General features: G+C 71.7%; 13 protein-coding genes and 1 pseudogene. 9 read left to right on the top strand and 5 right to left on the bottom strand.

What is annotated here, in order from left to right:
- Window positions 1-87 precede the first annotated feature (87 nt).
- The 3 genes and pseudogenes from manA to VD659_RS01240 all read left to right on the top strand — a co-directional run bounded on the left by manA (window position 88) and on the right by VD659_RS01240 (window position 2,521).
- Window positions 88-1,398 (top strand): mannose-6-phosphate isomerase, class I, encoded by a 1,311-nt coding sequence (manA, locus tag VD659_RS01250; protein ID WP_423259303.1) that lies wholly within the window; start codon window positions 88-90, stop codon window positions 1,396-1,398.
- Window positions 1,399-1,636: 238 nt separating this feature from the next.
- Window positions 1,637-1,774 (top strand): annotated as a pseudogene (locus tag VD659_RS01245) (type IV toxin-antitoxin system AbiEi family antitoxin domain-containing protein); the annotation flags it as partial.
- Window positions 1,775-1,957: 183 nt separating this feature from the next.
- A complete protein-coding gene (locus VD659_RS01240) occupies window positions 1,958-2,521 on the top strand; it encodes a hypothetical protein (RefSeq protein WP_423260050.1) in 564 nt (187 codons plus the stop codon).
- Window positions 2,522-2,686: 165 nt separating this feature from the next.
- Here the strand turns inward: VD659_RS01240 and VD659_RS01235 are convergent, their stop codons facing one another.
- A complete protein-coding gene (locus VD659_RS01235; RefSeq protein WP_423259301.1) occupies window positions 2,687-3,643 on the bottom strand; it encodes a GlxA family transcriptional regulator in 957 nt (318 codons plus the stop codon).
- Between the two features lie 187 nt (window positions 3,644-3,830).
- Here VD659_RS01235 and VD659_RS01230 point away from each other — a divergent pair, with 187 nt between their 5' ends.
- The 3 genes from VD659_RS01230 (at window position 3,831) to VD659_RS01220 (ending at window position 9,541) form a co-directional block, all read left to right on the top strand.
- Entirely contained in the window at window positions 3,831-4,151 is a 321-nt protein-coding gene (locus VD659_RS01230; RefSeq protein WP_423259299.1) for a WhiB family transcriptional regulator, read from the top strand.
- Between the two features lie 187 nt (window positions 4,152-4,338).
- Window positions 4,339-8,115, top strand: coding sequence for a glycosyltransferase (locus tag VD659_RS01225; protein WP_423259297.1), 3,777 nt, complete (start codon window positions 4,339-4,341; stop codon window positions 8,113-8,115).
- Entirely contained in the window at window positions 8,105-9,541 is a 1,437-nt protein-coding gene (locus VD659_RS01220; protein WP_423259295.1) for a DUF5719 family protein, read from the top strand. The genes VD659_RS01225 and VD659_RS01220 overlap by 11 nt, the downstream gene beginning before the upstream one ends.
- A gap of 4 nt (window positions 9,542-9,545) precedes the next feature.
- On the opposite strand, the gene VD659_RS01215 is transcribed toward VD659_RS01220, so the two are convergent.
- Window positions 9,546-9,986: a metallopeptidase family protein gene (locus VD659_RS01215; protein ID WP_423259293.1), complete on the bottom strand. Its 441-nt coding sequence runs from the start codon at window positions 9,984-9,986 to the stop codon at window positions 9,546-9,548.
- An 81-nt stretch (window positions 9,987-10,067) separates the two neighbouring features.
- On the opposite strand from VD659_RS01215, the gene VD659_RS01210 reads away from it, so the two are divergent.
- The gene (locus tag VD659_RS01210; RefSeq protein WP_423259291.1) at window positions 10,068-10,271 is read left to right on the top strand and encodes a DUF3499 family protein; all 204 of its coding nucleotides are present in this window, start codon (window positions 10,068-10,070) and stop codon (window positions 10,269-10,271) included.
- Window positions 10,272-10,349: 78 nt separating this feature from the next.
- Complete coding sequence (gene ahcY, locus VD659_RS01205; RefSeq protein ID WP_423259289.1) at window positions 10,350-11,834, top strand: adenosylhomocysteinase; 1,485 nt, start codon at window positions 10,350-10,352, stop codon at window positions 11,832-11,834.
- 81 nt (window positions 11,835-11,915) lie between these two features.
- On the opposite strand, the gene VD659_RS01200 is transcribed toward ahcY, so the two are convergent.
- Complete coding sequence (locus VD659_RS01200; protein ID WP_423259287.1) at window positions 11,916-12,806, bottom strand: RDD family protein; 891 nt, start codon at window positions 12,804-12,806, stop codon at window positions 11,916-11,918.
- A gap of 17 nt (window positions 12,807-12,823) precedes the next feature.
- On the opposite strand from VD659_RS01200, the gene VD659_RS01195 reads away from it, so the two are divergent.
- Window positions 12,824-13,819 (top strand): stage II sporulation protein M, encoded by a 996-nt coding sequence (locus tag VD659_RS01195; RefSeq protein WP_423259285.1) that lies wholly within the window; start codon window positions 12,824-12,826, stop codon window positions 13,817-13,819.
- 4 nt (window positions 13,820-13,823) lie between these two features.
- Here the strand turns inward: VD659_RS01195 and VD659_RS01190 are convergent, their stop codons facing one another.
- Together VD659_RS01190 and VD659_RS01185 are read right to left on the bottom strand one after the other, a co-directional pair.
- Window positions 13,824-15,131, bottom strand: coding sequence for a DUF58 domain-containing protein (locus tag VD659_RS01190; RefSeq protein ID WP_423259283.1), 1,308 nt, complete (start codon window positions 15,129-15,131; stop codon window positions 13,824-13,826).
- Between the two features lie 31 nt (window positions 15,132-15,162).
- Window positions 15,163-16,206, bottom strand: a complete 1,044-nt coding sequence (locus VD659_RS01185; protein ID WP_423259281.1) for an AAA family ATPase — start codon at window positions 16,204-16,206, stop codon at window positions 15,163-15,165.
- Between the last annotated feature and the right edge of the window lie 4 nt (window positions 16,207-16,210).

Raw genomic sequence — 16,210 nt, 5'->3', positions numbered from 1 at the left:
CCAGAGATGTGCGCTCCGCACATTTGTAGCTCGCTGATAATCGCGGCCGACGACGGTGTCGGTCACCGGATGCATGAGACAGGACCCATGTTCGTTCAGATCGTCAACACGCCCCGTGACTACGCCTGGGGGTCGACCACGGCCATCCCGCAGCTGCTCGGCACCGAGGAGACCGGTGAGCCCCAGGCCGAACTCTGGCTCGGCGCGCATCCGGGCAGCCCCAGCCGCATCGTCGATCCCTCGCAGACCGGCGGCGCCCCCGACCTCGCGGCGTGGATCGCGGCCGATCCGGCCCGCTCCGTGGGTGAGAAGGGCTCGCTGCCGTTCCTGCTGAAGGTGCTGGCGGCCGCGCATCCGCTCTCCCTGCAGGCGCACCCCACGCTCGAGCGCGCCCGCGAGGGCTTCGCCCGGGAGAACGCGGCGGGAGTGCCGCTCGACTCCCCGAGCCGCAACTACAAGGATGCGCTGCACAAGCCCGAGATCATCGTGGCGCTGCGAGACGGCTACGAGGCCCTGTGCGGCTTCCGCCCGCTCGCCGAGGTGCGCGAGATCGTCAACCTGCTCGTCACCATCGACGCCTCGCAGACCGCGCCGCGCTGGGAGCTCTACGGCCCCATCGTGCACCTGCTCGAGGACTCCGAGACCGAGGGCGAGACGGATGCGCAGGTGCTGAGCTCCGTCGTCGCCTGGCTGCTCGAGGGCGGCGAGGAGGTCTCGGCGCTCGTCGCGCACCTCGTGCGCACCACCGAGAAGGCGCTGCACCCGGCGCACGCGCACATGACCGACCCGTACACGCCCTCGCTCGAGACCGTGGTGCTGCTGAACGAGGAATACCCGGGCGACCCCGGGATCGTCATCTCGCTGCTGCTCAACCGGGTCACCCTCGACGCCGGGCAGGCGCTCTTCCTGCCGGCCGGCAACATCCACGCCTACCTGCGCGGTCTCGGGGTCGAGCTCATGTCGGCCTCAGACAACGTGCTGCGCGGCGGCCTCACCCCGAAGCACGTCGACGTGCCCGAGCTGCTCGAGGTGCTCGACTTCGACACCATGCCGGTGCCCTACCTCGTGCCCGCACGGCCGGTGCCGGGGCTCGCGGTCTACAAGCCCGCCGGCGTGCCCGACTTCGAGCTCGCGCGCATCGACGTGGGGGAGGATGCGGTGCTCCCGTCGTCGACGGCCGCCCCCACCGTGGCCTCGCGGGTCTCGTTGGCCCTGCAGGGTGCCGCGATCGTGCTGTGCATCGGCGGCCGGGTCACGGTCGCGGGCGCTGCGGGATCGTTCGAGCTCGCCCGCGGCGAGTCGGTCTTCGTCACCCCCGAGGAGGGCGAGCTCGCCTTCACGGGCGCCGGCACCGTCTTCCTGGCGGCCCCCGGCGCCCCCGCCCACGAACTCCCCTAGCCCCCTTCCCCCCTCCCCCCGCCCATCGCCAAAAGCAAGGAAAATCCCCAAAAGCAAGGAGATTTTCGGCAACACGCTGGCTGAGCCGGTCCGAGTGCGGCGTGTTCCCGAGAATCTCCTTGTTTTTCAGTGGCGGGACGTTGGGGCGGGAGTTATCCACACCCCAGATTGCCGGTTGTTTTTCCACCTGTTCGGGAGCCAGCCGCCGCGATGGTCGGTCATTCGCCAGCCTGGGGGAATGCATCCTCTGCAGCAGGCCTTCCATGAGACCGGCGGCTACCTTCGTCGTCGAGATCTGCTTCGGTTCGGCCTGAGCGACAGCCAGATCCGCGCTCATCGCGCGTCGGGTTCGCTGCGCCGTGTGCGGCAGGGATGGTACGCCGTCGCCGGGATTCATCCGGACGGTGAACGAGCGGTTCGCGTGGGAGGTCGTCTTACCGGGATGTCGGCTCTCGAGACCTATGGTGTGTGGGTTCCGCGGCGACCACCGTATCGACGGCGTGGGCCTCTCGAGGTGGCTGTTCCGGCGAACGCCTGTCATCTGCGCAACCCTCGGGACATGCGACGCACCCTGGGCGCGGCCGACTCGGCTGAAGTGGATGTCACCTGGTGCGACGAGGCTTACGCGGGCGAAGGCTCATGGTGGCGGGTGGGTGTCGCCGAGGCGCTGCGCCACTCGCTGACGCGATCCAGCCGCGAGGAGTCCGTCATTCTGAGCGACTCCTGCCTCCATCACAAGCTGCTCGACCTGCCTGCCGTGACCGAGGTTTTCGAAGGGGCACCACGTCGCTGCCGAGAGTGGATTGGGCTCGTCGACGGCCGTGCGCAGAGTGGAGGAGAATCCGCCGCCAGGATCCGACTCACGGATGCGGGCATCCCGTTCGAGCCGCAGGTCGAGATTCCGGGCGTCGGCTTCGTCGACGGACGGATCGGGCGGCGAACCTTGATCGAGTTCGACGGCCGCGAGCATCACGACGATGAAGCTTCGTTCGAGACCGACCACGAGCGAACCCTCGTCTCCCTGGTGTGGGGGCGGCCGACCGTTCGGCTCACGTCGTTGCAGGTCTTCACGCAATGGGATCTCTGCCTTGCCGCCGTGCGGGCGGCCCTCCTCGACGACTGACCCCGGCCAACTCCTTGTCCGAGACTCCTTCGTTGCCTCGCCAAAAACAAGGAAATTCGGGCCAACACGCCGAGGGACGCGCGGGAATCCCCAGCGTGGCGCGTGGCATTTCCTTGTTTTTGAAAGTCCTTGTTTTTGGGAGGGGTGAGGGGGCGAGGGCGGCGGTCAGGCCAGGGCCCGTACGGAGAAGGTGCGGCGGTAGGCCGCGGGGGTGGTGTTGAGGGACTTGGCGAAGTGGTGGCGCATCACCGAGGCCGTGCCGAAGCCGCTCTCGGCGGCCACGGCGTCGAGCCCCAGCGAGCTCTCCTCGAGCAGCTGCTGGGCGCGCAGGAGGCGCTGGCGGTTGAGCCAGGCGCCGGGCGTCGTGCCGAGGTCGGCCTTGAAGCGCCGGGCGAAGGTGCGCGGCGACATGAGGGCACGGCGGGAGAGCTCGTCGATCGTGAGGTCCTGCTCGAGGTTCTCGAGCATCCATTCGGTGACCTCGGCGAAGGAGTCGCTGCGGTGCACCGGGATGGGGGTGGCGATGTACTGCGACTGCCCGCCCGAGCGCTGCGGCGGCACCACCATGCGGCGCGCCACCACGTTCGCGCTCGCGGCGCCGAGCTCGGTGCGGATGAGGTGCAGGCAGGCGTCGATGCCCGCCGCGGTCCCGGCGCTCGTGATGATGCGGCCGTCTTCGACGAAGAGCACGTCGGGGTCGACCGTCACGTCGGGGAAGTCGCGGGCGAGGCGCTCGGCGTGCATCCAGTGCGTCGTGGCCGAGCGGCCCGAGAGCAGACCCGCCTTGGCGAGGGTGAAGGCCCCGCTGCAGACGCTGAGCACCCACGCCCCGCGCGCCTCCGCGTCCCGCAGCACCTCGACGACAGCCGGATGCACGGCCGCGTCGACATCGTGCGCCGGCACCGCGATCAGGTCGGCATCGGCCGCGACCTCGAGGCCCGTCGTGATGACCATGTCGTAGCCGAGGCTCGTGGGCACCGGGCCGGGCTCGGCGGTGGCTATGGTGAAGTCGAATTTCGGGCCGAGGTGCGCGCTCCGATCGATGCCGAAGGCCTCGCAGACGACGCCGAATTCGAAGGGCGCCACCCCGGGGATGGCGAGGAGCACGACTTTCTTCAGCATGATGGCAGGTTATCGATGAACAGGCCGAAAAGTCCATCCGGAAGCTGAGCGGCGCGCCGTGTCGTAACCCTCCAGGGGCGGTTGAGGGTTTACGATCTGCGACTTGACGTGAGCGAACTACATCGGTGTAATTAGGGAACGGGGTTTTTCGGCAGGTCGCAAACTGGTTCAGAGGGTGGAGCGTGATATGGCAATGTCAGAGTATCGCTCGGGCGTCCCGGACGACTGGTTCATCGATCCCGTCAACCTCGGTGTTCCCGGCGTCCGTCAGCCCGAGGCAGAAGAGAATCCGCTCGCTTGGCAGGCCGATTCGCTCTGCGCGCAGACCGACCCCGAGGCCTTCTTCCCGGAGAAGGGCGGCTCCACTCGCGACGCGAAGCGCATCTGCACCTCCTGCGAGGTGAAGGCCCAGTGCCTCGACTACGCTCTCGCGAACGACGAGCGCTTCGGAATCTGGGGCGGGCTCAGCGAGCGCGAGCGCCGCAAGCTGCGCAAACGCGCGGTCTGAGTTAGCCGCGCCGGCTCCGCCGCCCGTGCGCCATCGACTCTGCGGCGCACCTGCGAGATCGAGCGGCCGGCGCGTTTCATCGCGGATGGGTTGTCTCTTCCGCCCGCTCTCACACCGGATTCATAAGAAACCGGCACGCCGGTGAGGGCTCCCCGCTCCGCGCATCCGCCCGCTTAGAGTCATTGCGATGCACGCCCGAGTCACTGCCGTCCTCGTCTCCTCGAACGGAGCCGCCTACCTTCCGCGCACCCTCGAGGCGATCGCGGCGCAGACTCGGCTGCCCGAACAGCTCGTCGTGGTCGACAGCGCCTCCACCGACGACACGGCTGCGCTGCTCGCCGCCGCGCAGCCCACCCGCTTCATCCAGGCATCCGGTCGCCTGAGTTTCGGCACCGCGATCGCGCACGCGCTCGGCGTGGCGCCCCCGCCGGCTTCTGAGAACGAGTGGATCTGGCTGCTCGCCCACGACACCGCCCCCGAACCGGGAGCGCTGGCCGCATTGCTCGCGGCGGTCGAGGTCAACCCCTCGGTGGCCGCCGCCGGCCCGAAGCAGATGGAGTGGAACGACTCCGGCTACATCAGCGAGTTCGGCGAGACCATCACCCGCCTCGGCGCGAGTGTGCCCCTCGTGGAGACCGAGCTCGACCAGGCCCAGCACGACCGCATGAGCGACGTTCTCGGCATGGGCGCCGCGGGCCTGCTCGTGCGCCACACCGTCTGGAACGAGGTGGGCGGGTTCGACCCGGCTCTGCCGACGGCCGACAACGCGCTCGACTTCTCCATCCGCGTGCGCCTCGCCGGGCACCGCGTGCTGGCCGTGCCGGCGGCCCGCGTGGCGACGGACGGCGACGGCTACTCGGGGCCCGGCCGCTCCCTCCGCGGTTCGGCCCGCCGCAAGCGGCAGACCGCGCGCCGAGCCGCTCAGCTGCACCGCCGCCTGGTCTACGCGCCCGCGTTCGCGGTGCTGTTCCACTGGCTCTCGCTCGTGCCCCTCGCCGTCGCGCGCTCGCTGTTCCAGCTGGTGCGCAAGCAGCCGGGTGCCATCGGCGGAGAGTTCGCGGCCGCCTTCAAGACGGCTTTCGGCTCGAAGACCGCCGAGGCGCGACGGCGCCTGAAGGCCTCGCGCCGGGTGGGCTGGAAGGCCATCGCGCCGCTCCGGATGCCCGGCGACGAGATCCGCCGGCGCCGCTCCCTGCAGCGCGAGATCGCGCTCACCTACCTCCGCGGCTCGCGCGACCGCATCCAGTTCATCTCGAGCGGCGGAGTGGTGACCGTGCTCGTCGTCGCCCTCGTGGGATTCGTCGTCTTCCTGCCGGCGTTCGGCGCGGCGGCGATCACGGGCGGCGGGGCGCTGCCGCTCGAGTCGAGCGTGGGAGCGATGTGGGCGCAGATCGGCACCGGGTTCCGCGACATCGGCCTCGGCTTCGTGGGCGCCGCCGATCCCTTCGCCACGGTGCTGGCCCTGCTCGGCTCGATCACCTTCTGGTCGCCCTCGTTCGCCATCGTGTGCCTCTACCTGGTGGCGCTTCCCCTCGCCGCCCTCGGCGCCTGGTTCCTCGCGGCCCACCTCACCGAGCGTCCTCTGCTCCGGAGCCTCGCCGCGGTGCTCTGGGTTCTCGCGCCGCCCTTCCTGGGTGCGCTCGACGCCGGCGTGATCGCGGCCGTTCTCGGGCACATCCTGCTGCCCTGGCTCGTTCTTGCCGCTCTCTCGGCGCCCAAGTCGTGGTCGGCTTCGGCGATGGCGTCCATCCTCTTCGCTGCGGTCCTCGCCGTGGCCCCGTCGCTCTGGCCGGCCCTGATCGTGCTGTGGATCGTGGCCACGATCGCCTCGCGGCGCAACGTGGCGCGGCTCATCGGCATCCCGATCCCGGCCCTCGTGCTCTTCGGGCCGCTCGCGTGGAACCAGTTCGAGCGCGGAACGCCGCTCGCCATCCTCGCCGACCCCGGCCTGCCGGTGTGGCGTGCGCCGGTGTCGGTCACGCACCTCCTGCTGGGCCTGCCGGAGTCGGGACTGGCGGGCTGGGAGTCGATCGGCGCCTCGGTCGGCATCGCTCCCGGCGTCGTGGCCATCGTGCTCGCGGCGCTCGCCGTGCCACTCGGCCTCCTCGCGCTCGCCTCACTCTTCCTGCCCGGCAGCTACCGGGCGGTCTTCGCGGCCGTCGTGGCCATCCTCGGCTTCGGCACCGCCGTGCTCGCCACGCAGCTCGCGCTCGCCACCTCGGGGTCGCAGGCCGTGGCCATCTGGCCGGGCTCGGGCCTCAGCCTCTACTGGCTCGGGCTCTCCGGCGCCGCCCTCTTCGCGCTCGCCGCCGTGCCGCGCATCGCCGGGCTGCCGGCGGTCGTGGCCTCGGTCGCGATCGCCGTGATCGTGCTGCCGATGGGCCTCGGCGTGCTCTTCGGAACGGCCGAGGCCAAGCCCGGCACGGGTATCCAGCTGCCGGCCTACGTGACCGCGGAGTCGTCGACCACGCCGCGCGTGGGCACCCTGCTGCTCGCCCCGCAGGCCTCGGGCGCGCTCGCCGCACAGGTGGTGCACGGCGCCGGCCCGACGCTCAACGAGCAGTCGACGCTCGCGTCGACCAACACGCTGGTCGACGACAAGCGGGTGGAACTGGCCTCGATCGTGGGCAACGCGGCCGCCGTCAGCGGGCAGGATGCCGCGAGCCGGCTGACCGCCCTCGGCATCCAGTTCGTGGTGCTCGAGCCCACCGCTGCGGATCAGGCCGGGCCGGGCGCCGACGACATCACGGCGCGCACGGCGAACGCCCTCAACAGCAACCCGCAGTTCACCCTCATCGGCAACACCGACACCGGCCGGCTCTGGCAGGTGGCGGGAACGACGACCGCGGCGTCGCTGCCGGCGCCCTCGCCCACCAACACCGGCTGGGCCACCGGGGTGCTCGTGCTCATCGTGCAGGGCTTCGTGTTCGGTGTGGCGCTGCTGCTCGCACTGCCCGCGGGGCGCCTGCAGGTGCAGGGCAACCGCGCCGTGAGCGCCACGGCGCACGTCGCCGCTGCCGCCTCGGTCGAGGAGGCCCTCGCCGAGGACAAGACGAGCGAGTTCGACGACGACGTGGCCGTGGGCGAGGAGCCCGAGGCGCTCGAGGTGGTGGAGGAGCAGGATCTGCCCCCGGATGCTCCCGCTCCGGGCGCGCCCGCTCCCGCCGCTGAGGCATCGGCGGAAGGTGGCGAGGTCGAGGCTGCGGATGCGTCGGCACCGGATGCGCCCACGCCGGTCGCCGGGTCTGCTGCGGCCGGTGCTGTCGGTGCCGCTGCGGTCACGTACGTGGTGGCCGACGTCGTCGACGGCGAGGAGCCTGCGCCGCTGTCCGGCAGCGGGCCGGTCCTCGTCGCCGAGCCGGCCGACGAGCCGCTCTCCGCCGCCGAGCCGGCCGCGAAACCCCATTCCGCCTCCGAGTCGGTGGGTGCACAGGAGGCTGAGCCGCTCCCTGCTGCCGGGCACGTGGCCGCTCTGGCGCCGACGGCCGGGGCCGAGCCGGAGTTCGATGGTGAGCCGGTCCCTGCCGCCGGGCACGTGGCCGCCCCGGTGCCGGCCGCCGCGGCCGAGCGAGAGCCCGAGCCCGAGCCCGCCGTCACGGCCGCCCGAGAGCCGGCGGCTCTCGACTCCCTCGGGTCGCCGGGTGTCGATCCGCTGACCGAGACCGCGATCCCGGCCGCGGAGCCGGAGCCCGAAAGGGAGCCCGTGGCCCCGCTGCCCGCGGCACCGTTCCCTGCGGCTGCGGCTGCGGCGGCGGCGGCGGCGCTCGACGACTACGACCCGAACGACGAGACCGTGGTGAGCGTTCGCGACGCCCTCGAGCGCGAGGAGCGCGACCGCGGCGACGAGCAGCCCGCCGACGAACAGCCCGCCGACGAACAGCCCGCCGACGGGCGGCCCGGCACCGCGCATCCCGAACGCCCGCACCACGACGAGAACCCGGAGGCTCCCCGCGATGGCCGGTAACCGCAGAGTTCTCGCCACCGGCGCCCGTGTCGTCACGGGCCTCGTGGTGGCCGCCGTGGCCGTGGTCGCCGTCGGCGCCGCCGTCGTGCTCCCCTTGCCCGGCGTCACCGCGCAACCGGCCTCCTTCACCATCGACCCGGCTCCCGCCGAGCAGGTGCGTGCGTGCACCGGACCGCTCGTGCGTCTCTCCGACAGCACCGGCCAAGACGCCACCGCCATCTCGAGCGTCGGAACCGCGCAGCTGAAAGCGGCGGCCGCCCAGGCCTCGACCCCGCTCGACGTCAGCGGGCTCTCCTCGCCCGACGACCGCGCCGGTTCCTCCGACACCGCACCGGCCCGCGTCGGGCTCCCGGCGCAGGAGGCGGCCGCCGGCACCCTGTTCGCCGCGGCGCAGTCGCAGACGGTCGCTTCGGGCGACCTGGTGGGCTTCGCCTCCACGGCCTGCGGCGAGGCGGGCACCGACAGCTGGCTCGTGGCCGGCGCGACCACCGTCGGCCGCACGAGTTTCGTGCTGCTCTCGAACCCCGGCGACGTGCCCGCCGTCGTCGACCTGACCGTGTTCGGCGATCAGGGAACCATCACCTCACCCGGCTCGAAGAACATCGACGTGCCGGCCCGCTCGACGCGCATCCTGTCGCTCGCGGGCTTCGCGCCTGACCTCGCCTCGCCGGTCGTGCACGTCGTCACCACGGTCGGCGCGGTCTACGCCGCCGTGCAGCACAGCGTGGTGCGCGGCCTCGAGCCGGGCGGCGTCGAGATGGCGGGCCCCACCACGGCTCCCGCCGGCACGCAGACCATCCCGGGAGTTCAGGTCTCCGGCACCTCCTCGATCGCGCAGCGCCTCGGCACTCCCGACGCCGCCGACCTGCAGAGCATCGTGCGCATGTACGTTCCTGGCCCCGACCCGGCCTCGGTCACCGTGCGCGTCACCGAGGAGAAGACGGGCGGTTTCCAGACCTCCTACCAGGTGGGTCTCACCCCGGGCATCGTCACGGAGTTCCCGCTGCAGGACGTGCCCGACGGCGTCTACACCGTCGACATCCAGTCCGACCAGCCGCTCGTGGCCGGCGCCCGCACCTCCACCATCGCCAACGGCGCGGTCGACCTGGCCTGGTACCAGGCCGTCTCGCCGCTCGCGCCGTCGTTCTTCGTGGCTGCTGCATCCGGGCCGAACCCGCGCCTGCACCTCGTGAACAACACGGGGGCGGATGTGCCCATCACGCTCACCACGCCGGCCGGAGTGCAGACCTCGGTCACCATCGTCCCCGGCACGCGCTACGTACCGCTCGAGGCCGGCACCTCCTACACCGTGGCCGCGTCGGCCTCGCTGTCGGCGGCGGTCACCTACTTCGGCGACGGCTTCTCGTCGTCGTTCGCCGTGGTGCCGCCCGGGCCGGCTGCCGCACCGGTGGTCGTCTACCCCTGATCGCTCAGAGGTGCCGGTAGCGGTCGGGCGCGAGGTCCCACGGGTCTTTGCCGAGCAGCTCGGCCACGGCCCGGAACACGCACGACTCGATCGCGAGGCGCCGGTGCACCTCGTCGTCGCGGTGCAGCCGGGACATCCGCTCGATCGGCAGCCGGAACAGGATGACCCGGTTCTTCGTGACCGACCAACGGTCGACGTGGTCGGGCGAGCCGAAGCTGCCGAACGGCATCGTGGCCACCTCGAAGCTCACGTTGGCGAGCTCGTTGGGCCAGACGCTCCGCAGGTACTCGGCCGTCGACGCCACGGTCATGTCGAAGAGGTCGATGCGTGACCGGAGGAACGGCAGATGGGGCCCGGCCACCGAGGAACGCAGGTCGCGCCCATGGCGGTTGCGCGTGCGCGCCCGGATCGTCGCCGACCGCGGGGTTCTGCGTGAGCGGGCCATGGCTCCAGTCTACGGTCCGGCCCTGCGACACGGGGCGCGAGTGCGGCAGCCGGGCGGGCGCCCGAGGTTAGGCTGACAACGATGACGAACAGGGAATGCTCGCGGCCCTCATGCCGCGGTGAGGCGATCACGACCCTCACCTACGACTACGCGGACTCGCTCGTCGTCGTCGGTCCGCTGAGCCCCGTGGCCGAGCCCCACAGCTACGACCTGTGCGCCCGGCACACCGAGCGCCTCTCGGCGCCGCAGGGCTGGCAGATCATGCGCCACGTCGGCGCCCACTGAACCCGCTACCTCTGGGCCGGCTAACTCTGGGCCGGCCGTCACTGGGCCGGTTGCCGCCGACTCTGCGATGATGGAGTCATGACCACCGCATCCGTCACCGCCGTCTCCGTTCCGTTCAAAGTCGCGAACCTCGCCCTGGCGGAAGCCGGCCGGCACCAGATCCGCCTCGCCGAGAACGAGATGCCGGGGCTCATGGCCCTGCGCGAGGAGTTCGGCCCCACCCAGCCCCTCGCCGGCGCGCGCATCATGGGCTCGCTGCACATGACCGTGCAGACGGCGGTGCTCATCGAGACCCTCGTGACCCTCGGCGCGCAGGTGCGCTGGGTGAGCTGCAACATCTTCTCGACCCAGGACGAGGCGGCCGCCGCCATCGTGGTGGGCCCCACCGGCACCGTCGAGGCTCCGGCCGGCGTGCCCGTGTTCGCCTGGAAGGGGGAGACGCTCGAGGAGTACTGGTGGTGCACCGAGCGCGCCTTCGACTGGAGCGCCGAGGCCGCTGCGGCGGGCGAGACGTTCATCGGGCCGAACATGATCCTCGACGACGGCGGCGACGCCACCCTGCTCGTGCACAAGGGCCTCGAGTTCGAGGCCGCCGGTGCGGTTCCGGATGCCGCGGCGGGCGATTCCGAGGAATACCGGGTCATCCTGCAGCTGCTCCGCGACTCGCTCGCCGCGAGCTCCGACCGCTGGACGCGGATCGCCGCCGAGATCAAGGGCGTCTCCGAGGAGACCACCACCGGCGTGCACCGCCTCTACGAGCTGGCCGCCCAGGGCGAGCTGCTCTTCCCGGCCATCAACGTGAACGACTCCGTCACGAAGTCGAAGTTCGACAACAAGTACGGCATCCGGCACTCGCTGCCCGACGGCCTCAACCGCGCCACCGACGTGCTGATGGGCGGCAAGGTCGCCTTCGTCGTCGGCTACGGCGACGTCGGCAAGGGCGCCGCCGAAGCGCTCAAGGGCCAGGGCGCCCGCGTGATCGTCTCCGAGGTCGACCCGATCTGCGCGCTGCAGGCCGCCATGGACGGCTTCCAGGTCGCGCGTCTCGGCTCGGTCGTCGGCGAGGTCGACATCTTCGTCACCGGCACCGGCAACGTGAACGTCATCGGCGTCGAGGACATCCTGCAGATGAAGCACCTCGCGATCATCGCGAACGTCGGGCACTTCGACAACGAGATCGACATGGCAGGCCTCGCCAAGCTCGAGGGCGCCGAGAAGGTCGAGATCAAGCCGCAGGTGCACGAGTGGCGCCTGCCCACGGGCCGCAGTGTGCTCGTGCTCTCCGAGGGCCGCCTGATGAACCTTGGCAACGCCACCGGTCACCCCTCGTTCGTGATGAGCAACTCCTTCACCAACCAGGTGCTGGCGCAGATCGAGCTCTACCTCACGCCCGAGAAGTACCCCGTCGGCGTCTACGTGCTGCCGAAGCACCTCGACGAGAAGGTGGCGCGCCTGCACCTCGACGCCCTCGGCGTGGAGCTCACCACGCTGCGCCCCGAGCAGGCCGCCTACATCGGCGTCAGCGTCGACGGCCCCTACAAGGTCGACCACTACCGCTACTGATCTCCTCGCGAGTCGCCAGAAAACGCCCCAAGTCCGCGAGGATGGGGCGTTTTCTGGCGACTCGCGAGGAGTGACGCGCGGTCAGCGGTCGGGGAAGCCGTTCGGCAGGCCGTGCAGGATGGGGTCCATCCGGGCCAGCCGCTCGCGTTCGATGACGAGGGCGCGGTACTCGCGGTCGCGTCGCATCGCGGCGACGCCGAGCAGGAAGACGTGCGCGTGCACGTTCGGCAGCGGTGACACGAACGGCGCGGCTTCGCCGGCGAGCTCGAAGGCGAGGCGCTCGCGGGTGGCGGGCAGCATCCGGTCGGACTGCGTGAGGAACTGCACGATGCGGCGCTGGAGCCGGTCGGGCAGCTTCGCCACGTCGGCGGTGCGCGCCCAGATCAGCAGCTCCGGGGGCACGGCCACGGCGAAGGGCAGCGGATGCGGCACCCGCTCGTGCTGGCTGTAGGTGCCCGCCAGCAGGTCGCCGAGCCGCTTCGAGCGGCCGTTGAGCATCGAGGTGACGAGGGCCAGCGCGCCGAAGGTCGCGTAGATCTCGACGAAGCCGGTGAGCCCGCGGATGACGGCGTGCCGCAGCGAGATGGCTCCGCCGTCGTCGCGCACGATGCGCGCGCCGATCGCGAGCCTGCCGAGCGAGCGGCCACGCGACGCCGTCTCCACCACGATGGGGGCGAGCACGAGGCATCCCACGAGGGTGGCCGTGAAGATCGCCTGGGCCAGGGCCTGGTCGACGCCGGAGTCGGCGAGGGCCACCGACAGGCCGATGAAGGCCAGCACGAGTGTGCCGACATGCACCGCGAAGTCGATCGCCCCGCTCAACGCGCGCAGCAGGAATCCGGCGGGCCGCACGTCGAGCGCCACCGCCTCGCCGGTCAGCAGCTCGTCGTCGGCCACCACGGGCTCCGCGGCGGCGCCGGCCACACCGGCCACGCCGGAACCGGCCGATCCTGCCCCGAACGGCTGCGTCATGAATATCATCTAAGCAGATGGATCTCGACGCCTACTCAGAAGTTCATCGCGACGAATGGGATCGTCTCGATGCCCTCGGCCGACGCCGCCGCTTCACCGGCCGCGAGGCCGATGAGCTGATCGAGCGCTACCAGTCGGGCTCGACGCAGCTCTCGGCCATCAAGACCGTGGCGGGCTCCACCGCGCAGGGCGACCGCCTGTCGGTCTCGCTCTCGCGGGCACGCCTGCGGTTCACCGGGGCGGGCGCGAACGTGCTTCGCCAGCTGCCGCTGTACTTCGCGGTGCACCTTCCGGCCGCGCTCTACCGCATCCGCTGGATCACCCTCGGCGTCGCGGTCGCGACCCTTCTGATCGCCGCCCTCTACGCCGTGTGGATCGTGCAGAATCCCGCGGTGGTCGCCGCCCTCGGATCGGATGCGGCACTCAAGCAGTACGCCGAGCACGACTTCATCGACTACTACTCCACCAATCCCGCCGCCTCGTTCGCGGGCCAGGTCTGGACGAACAACGCCTGGATCGCCGCGCAGTGCCTGGCCTTCGGCATCCTCGGCGTCTACGTTCCCTACATCGTGCTGCAGAACGCCCAGAACCTCGGGGTGAGCGCCGGCGTGCTCATCCAGACCGGCAACGGCGACGTCTTCGTGACCTACATCCTCCCGCACGGGATGCTCGAACTCACCGCCATCTTCGTGGCCGCCGCCGCGGGGCTGCGCCTCTTCTGGGCCTGGGTGGCCCCGGGCCCGCTCACCCGCAGCCGCTCTCTCGCCGAGAACGGGCGCTCGCTGTTCACCGTGGCGGTGGGCCTCGTGTTCGTGCTCTTCGTGTCGGGCATCATCGAGGGCTTCGTGACCCCGGCACCCTGGCCCTGGCCGGTGAAGATCACGATCGGAGCCGCGGCCCTGGCCGCCTTCCTGGTCTACATGCTCGTGCTCGGCCGCCGCGCCGCCCGGGCCGGCCACACGGGCGACCTCGAGGAGTTCGAGGCCGGCGCCACCCAGCTCGTGGCCGGCTGACCGTCTAGAGGCGGCCGGCGGCCTTGAGGGCGAGGTAGCGGTCGGCGAGGGCCGGCGGGAGGTCGGCGGGGGATCCCGTCACGACGTCGGCTCCGTAGCGCTTCAGCACGGTGGTGACGCGCGCCACGTCGAGCAGCGCGCGCTCGGCGGCGGCGGCGCGGTAGACCTCGTCGCGGTCGCTGCGGCGCTGCACGCTCGCGAGCACATCCGGGTCGGTCACCGAGGCAACCACCACGAGGTGGTCGCGCGCGAGCTGCGGCACGATCGCGAGCAGCTCCCGGGAGATGCCCGGGGCGTCGATGGCCGTGAGCAGCACCACGAGCGAGCGCTGCGTGGTGACCTGGCGCACGAGGCCCGGCACGGCGGTCCAGTCCATCTCGATCAGGCCGGGCTCGATCGGCGCCATCGCGTCGACCATGCGCGAGAGCAGCTCGGGCCCGGATGCCCCGTGCACCCGCCCGCGCAGCCGCCGGTCGTAGGCCACCAGGTCGACCCGGTCGCCGGCGCGGGTGGCCAGGGCGGCGAGCAGCAGGCTGCTCTCGAAGGCGGTGTCGAGCCGGGGCTCGTCGTCGATGCGGGCGGCCTGGGTGCGGCCGGTGTCGATCACGATCACCACGCGCCGGTCGCGCTCGGGCCGCCAGGTGCGCACCATCACGTCACTGTGCCGGGCGGTGGCCCGCCAGTCGATCGAGCGCACGTCGTCGCCGCGCACGTACTCGCGCAGGCTGTCGAACTCGGTTCCCTGCCCGCGGATCATCACGCTCGTGCGCCCGTCGAGCTCGCGCAGCCGCGCCAGCCGTGACGGCAGGTGCTTGCGGGAGTTGAAGGGAGGCAGTACCCGGATGCGGCCGGGCGCCTGCAGCGTGGCCTGCCGGGCCGCGAGGTGCAGCGGCCCGAAGGAGCGGATCGTCACGGTCTCGGTGCGGCGCTCGCCGCGGCGGAACGGCGTGAGGGCGATGGTGAGCGCCCGGCGCTCGCCGGCCGGCACCACGAGTGCGGAGCGGTTCGAAGCCGGCCCCGCCGAGGGCTGCCAGGCGTCGCGCACGACGGCCCGCAGCATCCGTCGCCCCGTGTTCGTGATCGAGAGCACGCTCGCGGCCGTCTCACCCAGCCGCACCCGCGCCGGCAGCGCGCGCTCGAGTGCCACGCGCCGCGGCGACCCGGCGGCCACGAGATCGATCACGAGCAGCACCACCACGAGCAGCACCCACGCCCCCAGCGCCGCGAAGGCCTGGCCGTACAGCGCGCCGATCACCACCACCGGCACCACCCCGAACGCGAGCAGCCCCACCAGCCGCCCCGACACGCTCACGCCCGCCTCCCCGGGGAGCTCGTCGGCGCGATCACATCGGCACCCGCACCTGGGTGAGTATGGAGCGCAGGATGGCGTCGACGGACACCCCTTCGAGCTCCGCCTCCGGTCGCAGCTGCACGCGGTGGCGGAGCACCGGCAGCACCATCGCCTGCACGTGGTCGGGCGTGACCCCCGGCGATCCGTTGAGCCACGCCCAGGCCTTAGCGGCCGCCAGCAGCGCGGTCGAGCCGCGCGGCGAGACCCCGAGCTTCACCGAGGGGCTCTGCCGGGTGGCGCGGGCCAGGTCGACGATGTAGCCGAGCACGTCGGGGGAGGCCTGCACGGCGGTCACCGCCTGCTGCGCCAGCTTCAGCTGTGCGGCGTCGAGCACGGGCGTCACCCCGGCGGCCGCGAGGTCGCGCGGGTTGAAGCCGTTGGCATGGCGGGTGAGCACCGCGACCTCGGTCTCGCGCTCGGGCAGGTCGAGCACGAGCTTCAGCAGGAAGCGGTCGAGCTGCGCCTCGGGCAGCGTGTAGGTGCCCTCGTACTCGATGGGGTTCTGGGTGGCGGCCACGAGGAACGGGTCGGGCAGCATCCGGGTGACGCCGTCGGCGCTCACCTGCCGTTCCTCCATCGCCTCCAGCAGCGAGGACTGGGTCTTGGGCGGCGTGCGGTTGATCTCGTCGGCCAGCAGGATGTTCGTGAACACCGGCCCCTCCCGGAACGAGAACTCGCCCGCCTTCGCGTCATAGATCAGCGAGCCCGTGACATCGCCCGGCATGAGGTCGGGCGTGAACTGCACGCGCTTGGTGTCGAGGCTGAGCGCCTGGCTGATGGTGCGCACGAGCAGCGTCTTCGCCACGCCGGGCACCCCCTCGAGCAGCACGTGACCGCGGGCGAGCAGCGCGATGATCAGCCCGGTCACGGCGCCGTCCTGCCCCACGACCGCCTTGCCCACCTCGGTGCGCACGCGGGCGAGAGCCTGGCGCAGCTCGTCGGCGGACGGGCTCGCGGGCGCAGCGGGGGCCGTGGGCGCACCGGCGGGCGTGGAGCCGGGGGCCGGCGTGCCGGGGAACTGGGGCTGATCGGTCATCGGT

The sequence above is a fragment of the Herbiconiux sp. 11R-BC genome (assembly GCF_049472555.1).
Lineage (GTDB): Bacteria > Actinomycetota > Actinomycetes > Actinomycetales > Microbacteriaceae > Herbiconiux.
The sequence above is the reverse complement of the archived record's forward strand: the minus strand, read 5'-3'. Positions and strand labels throughout refer to the sequence as shown.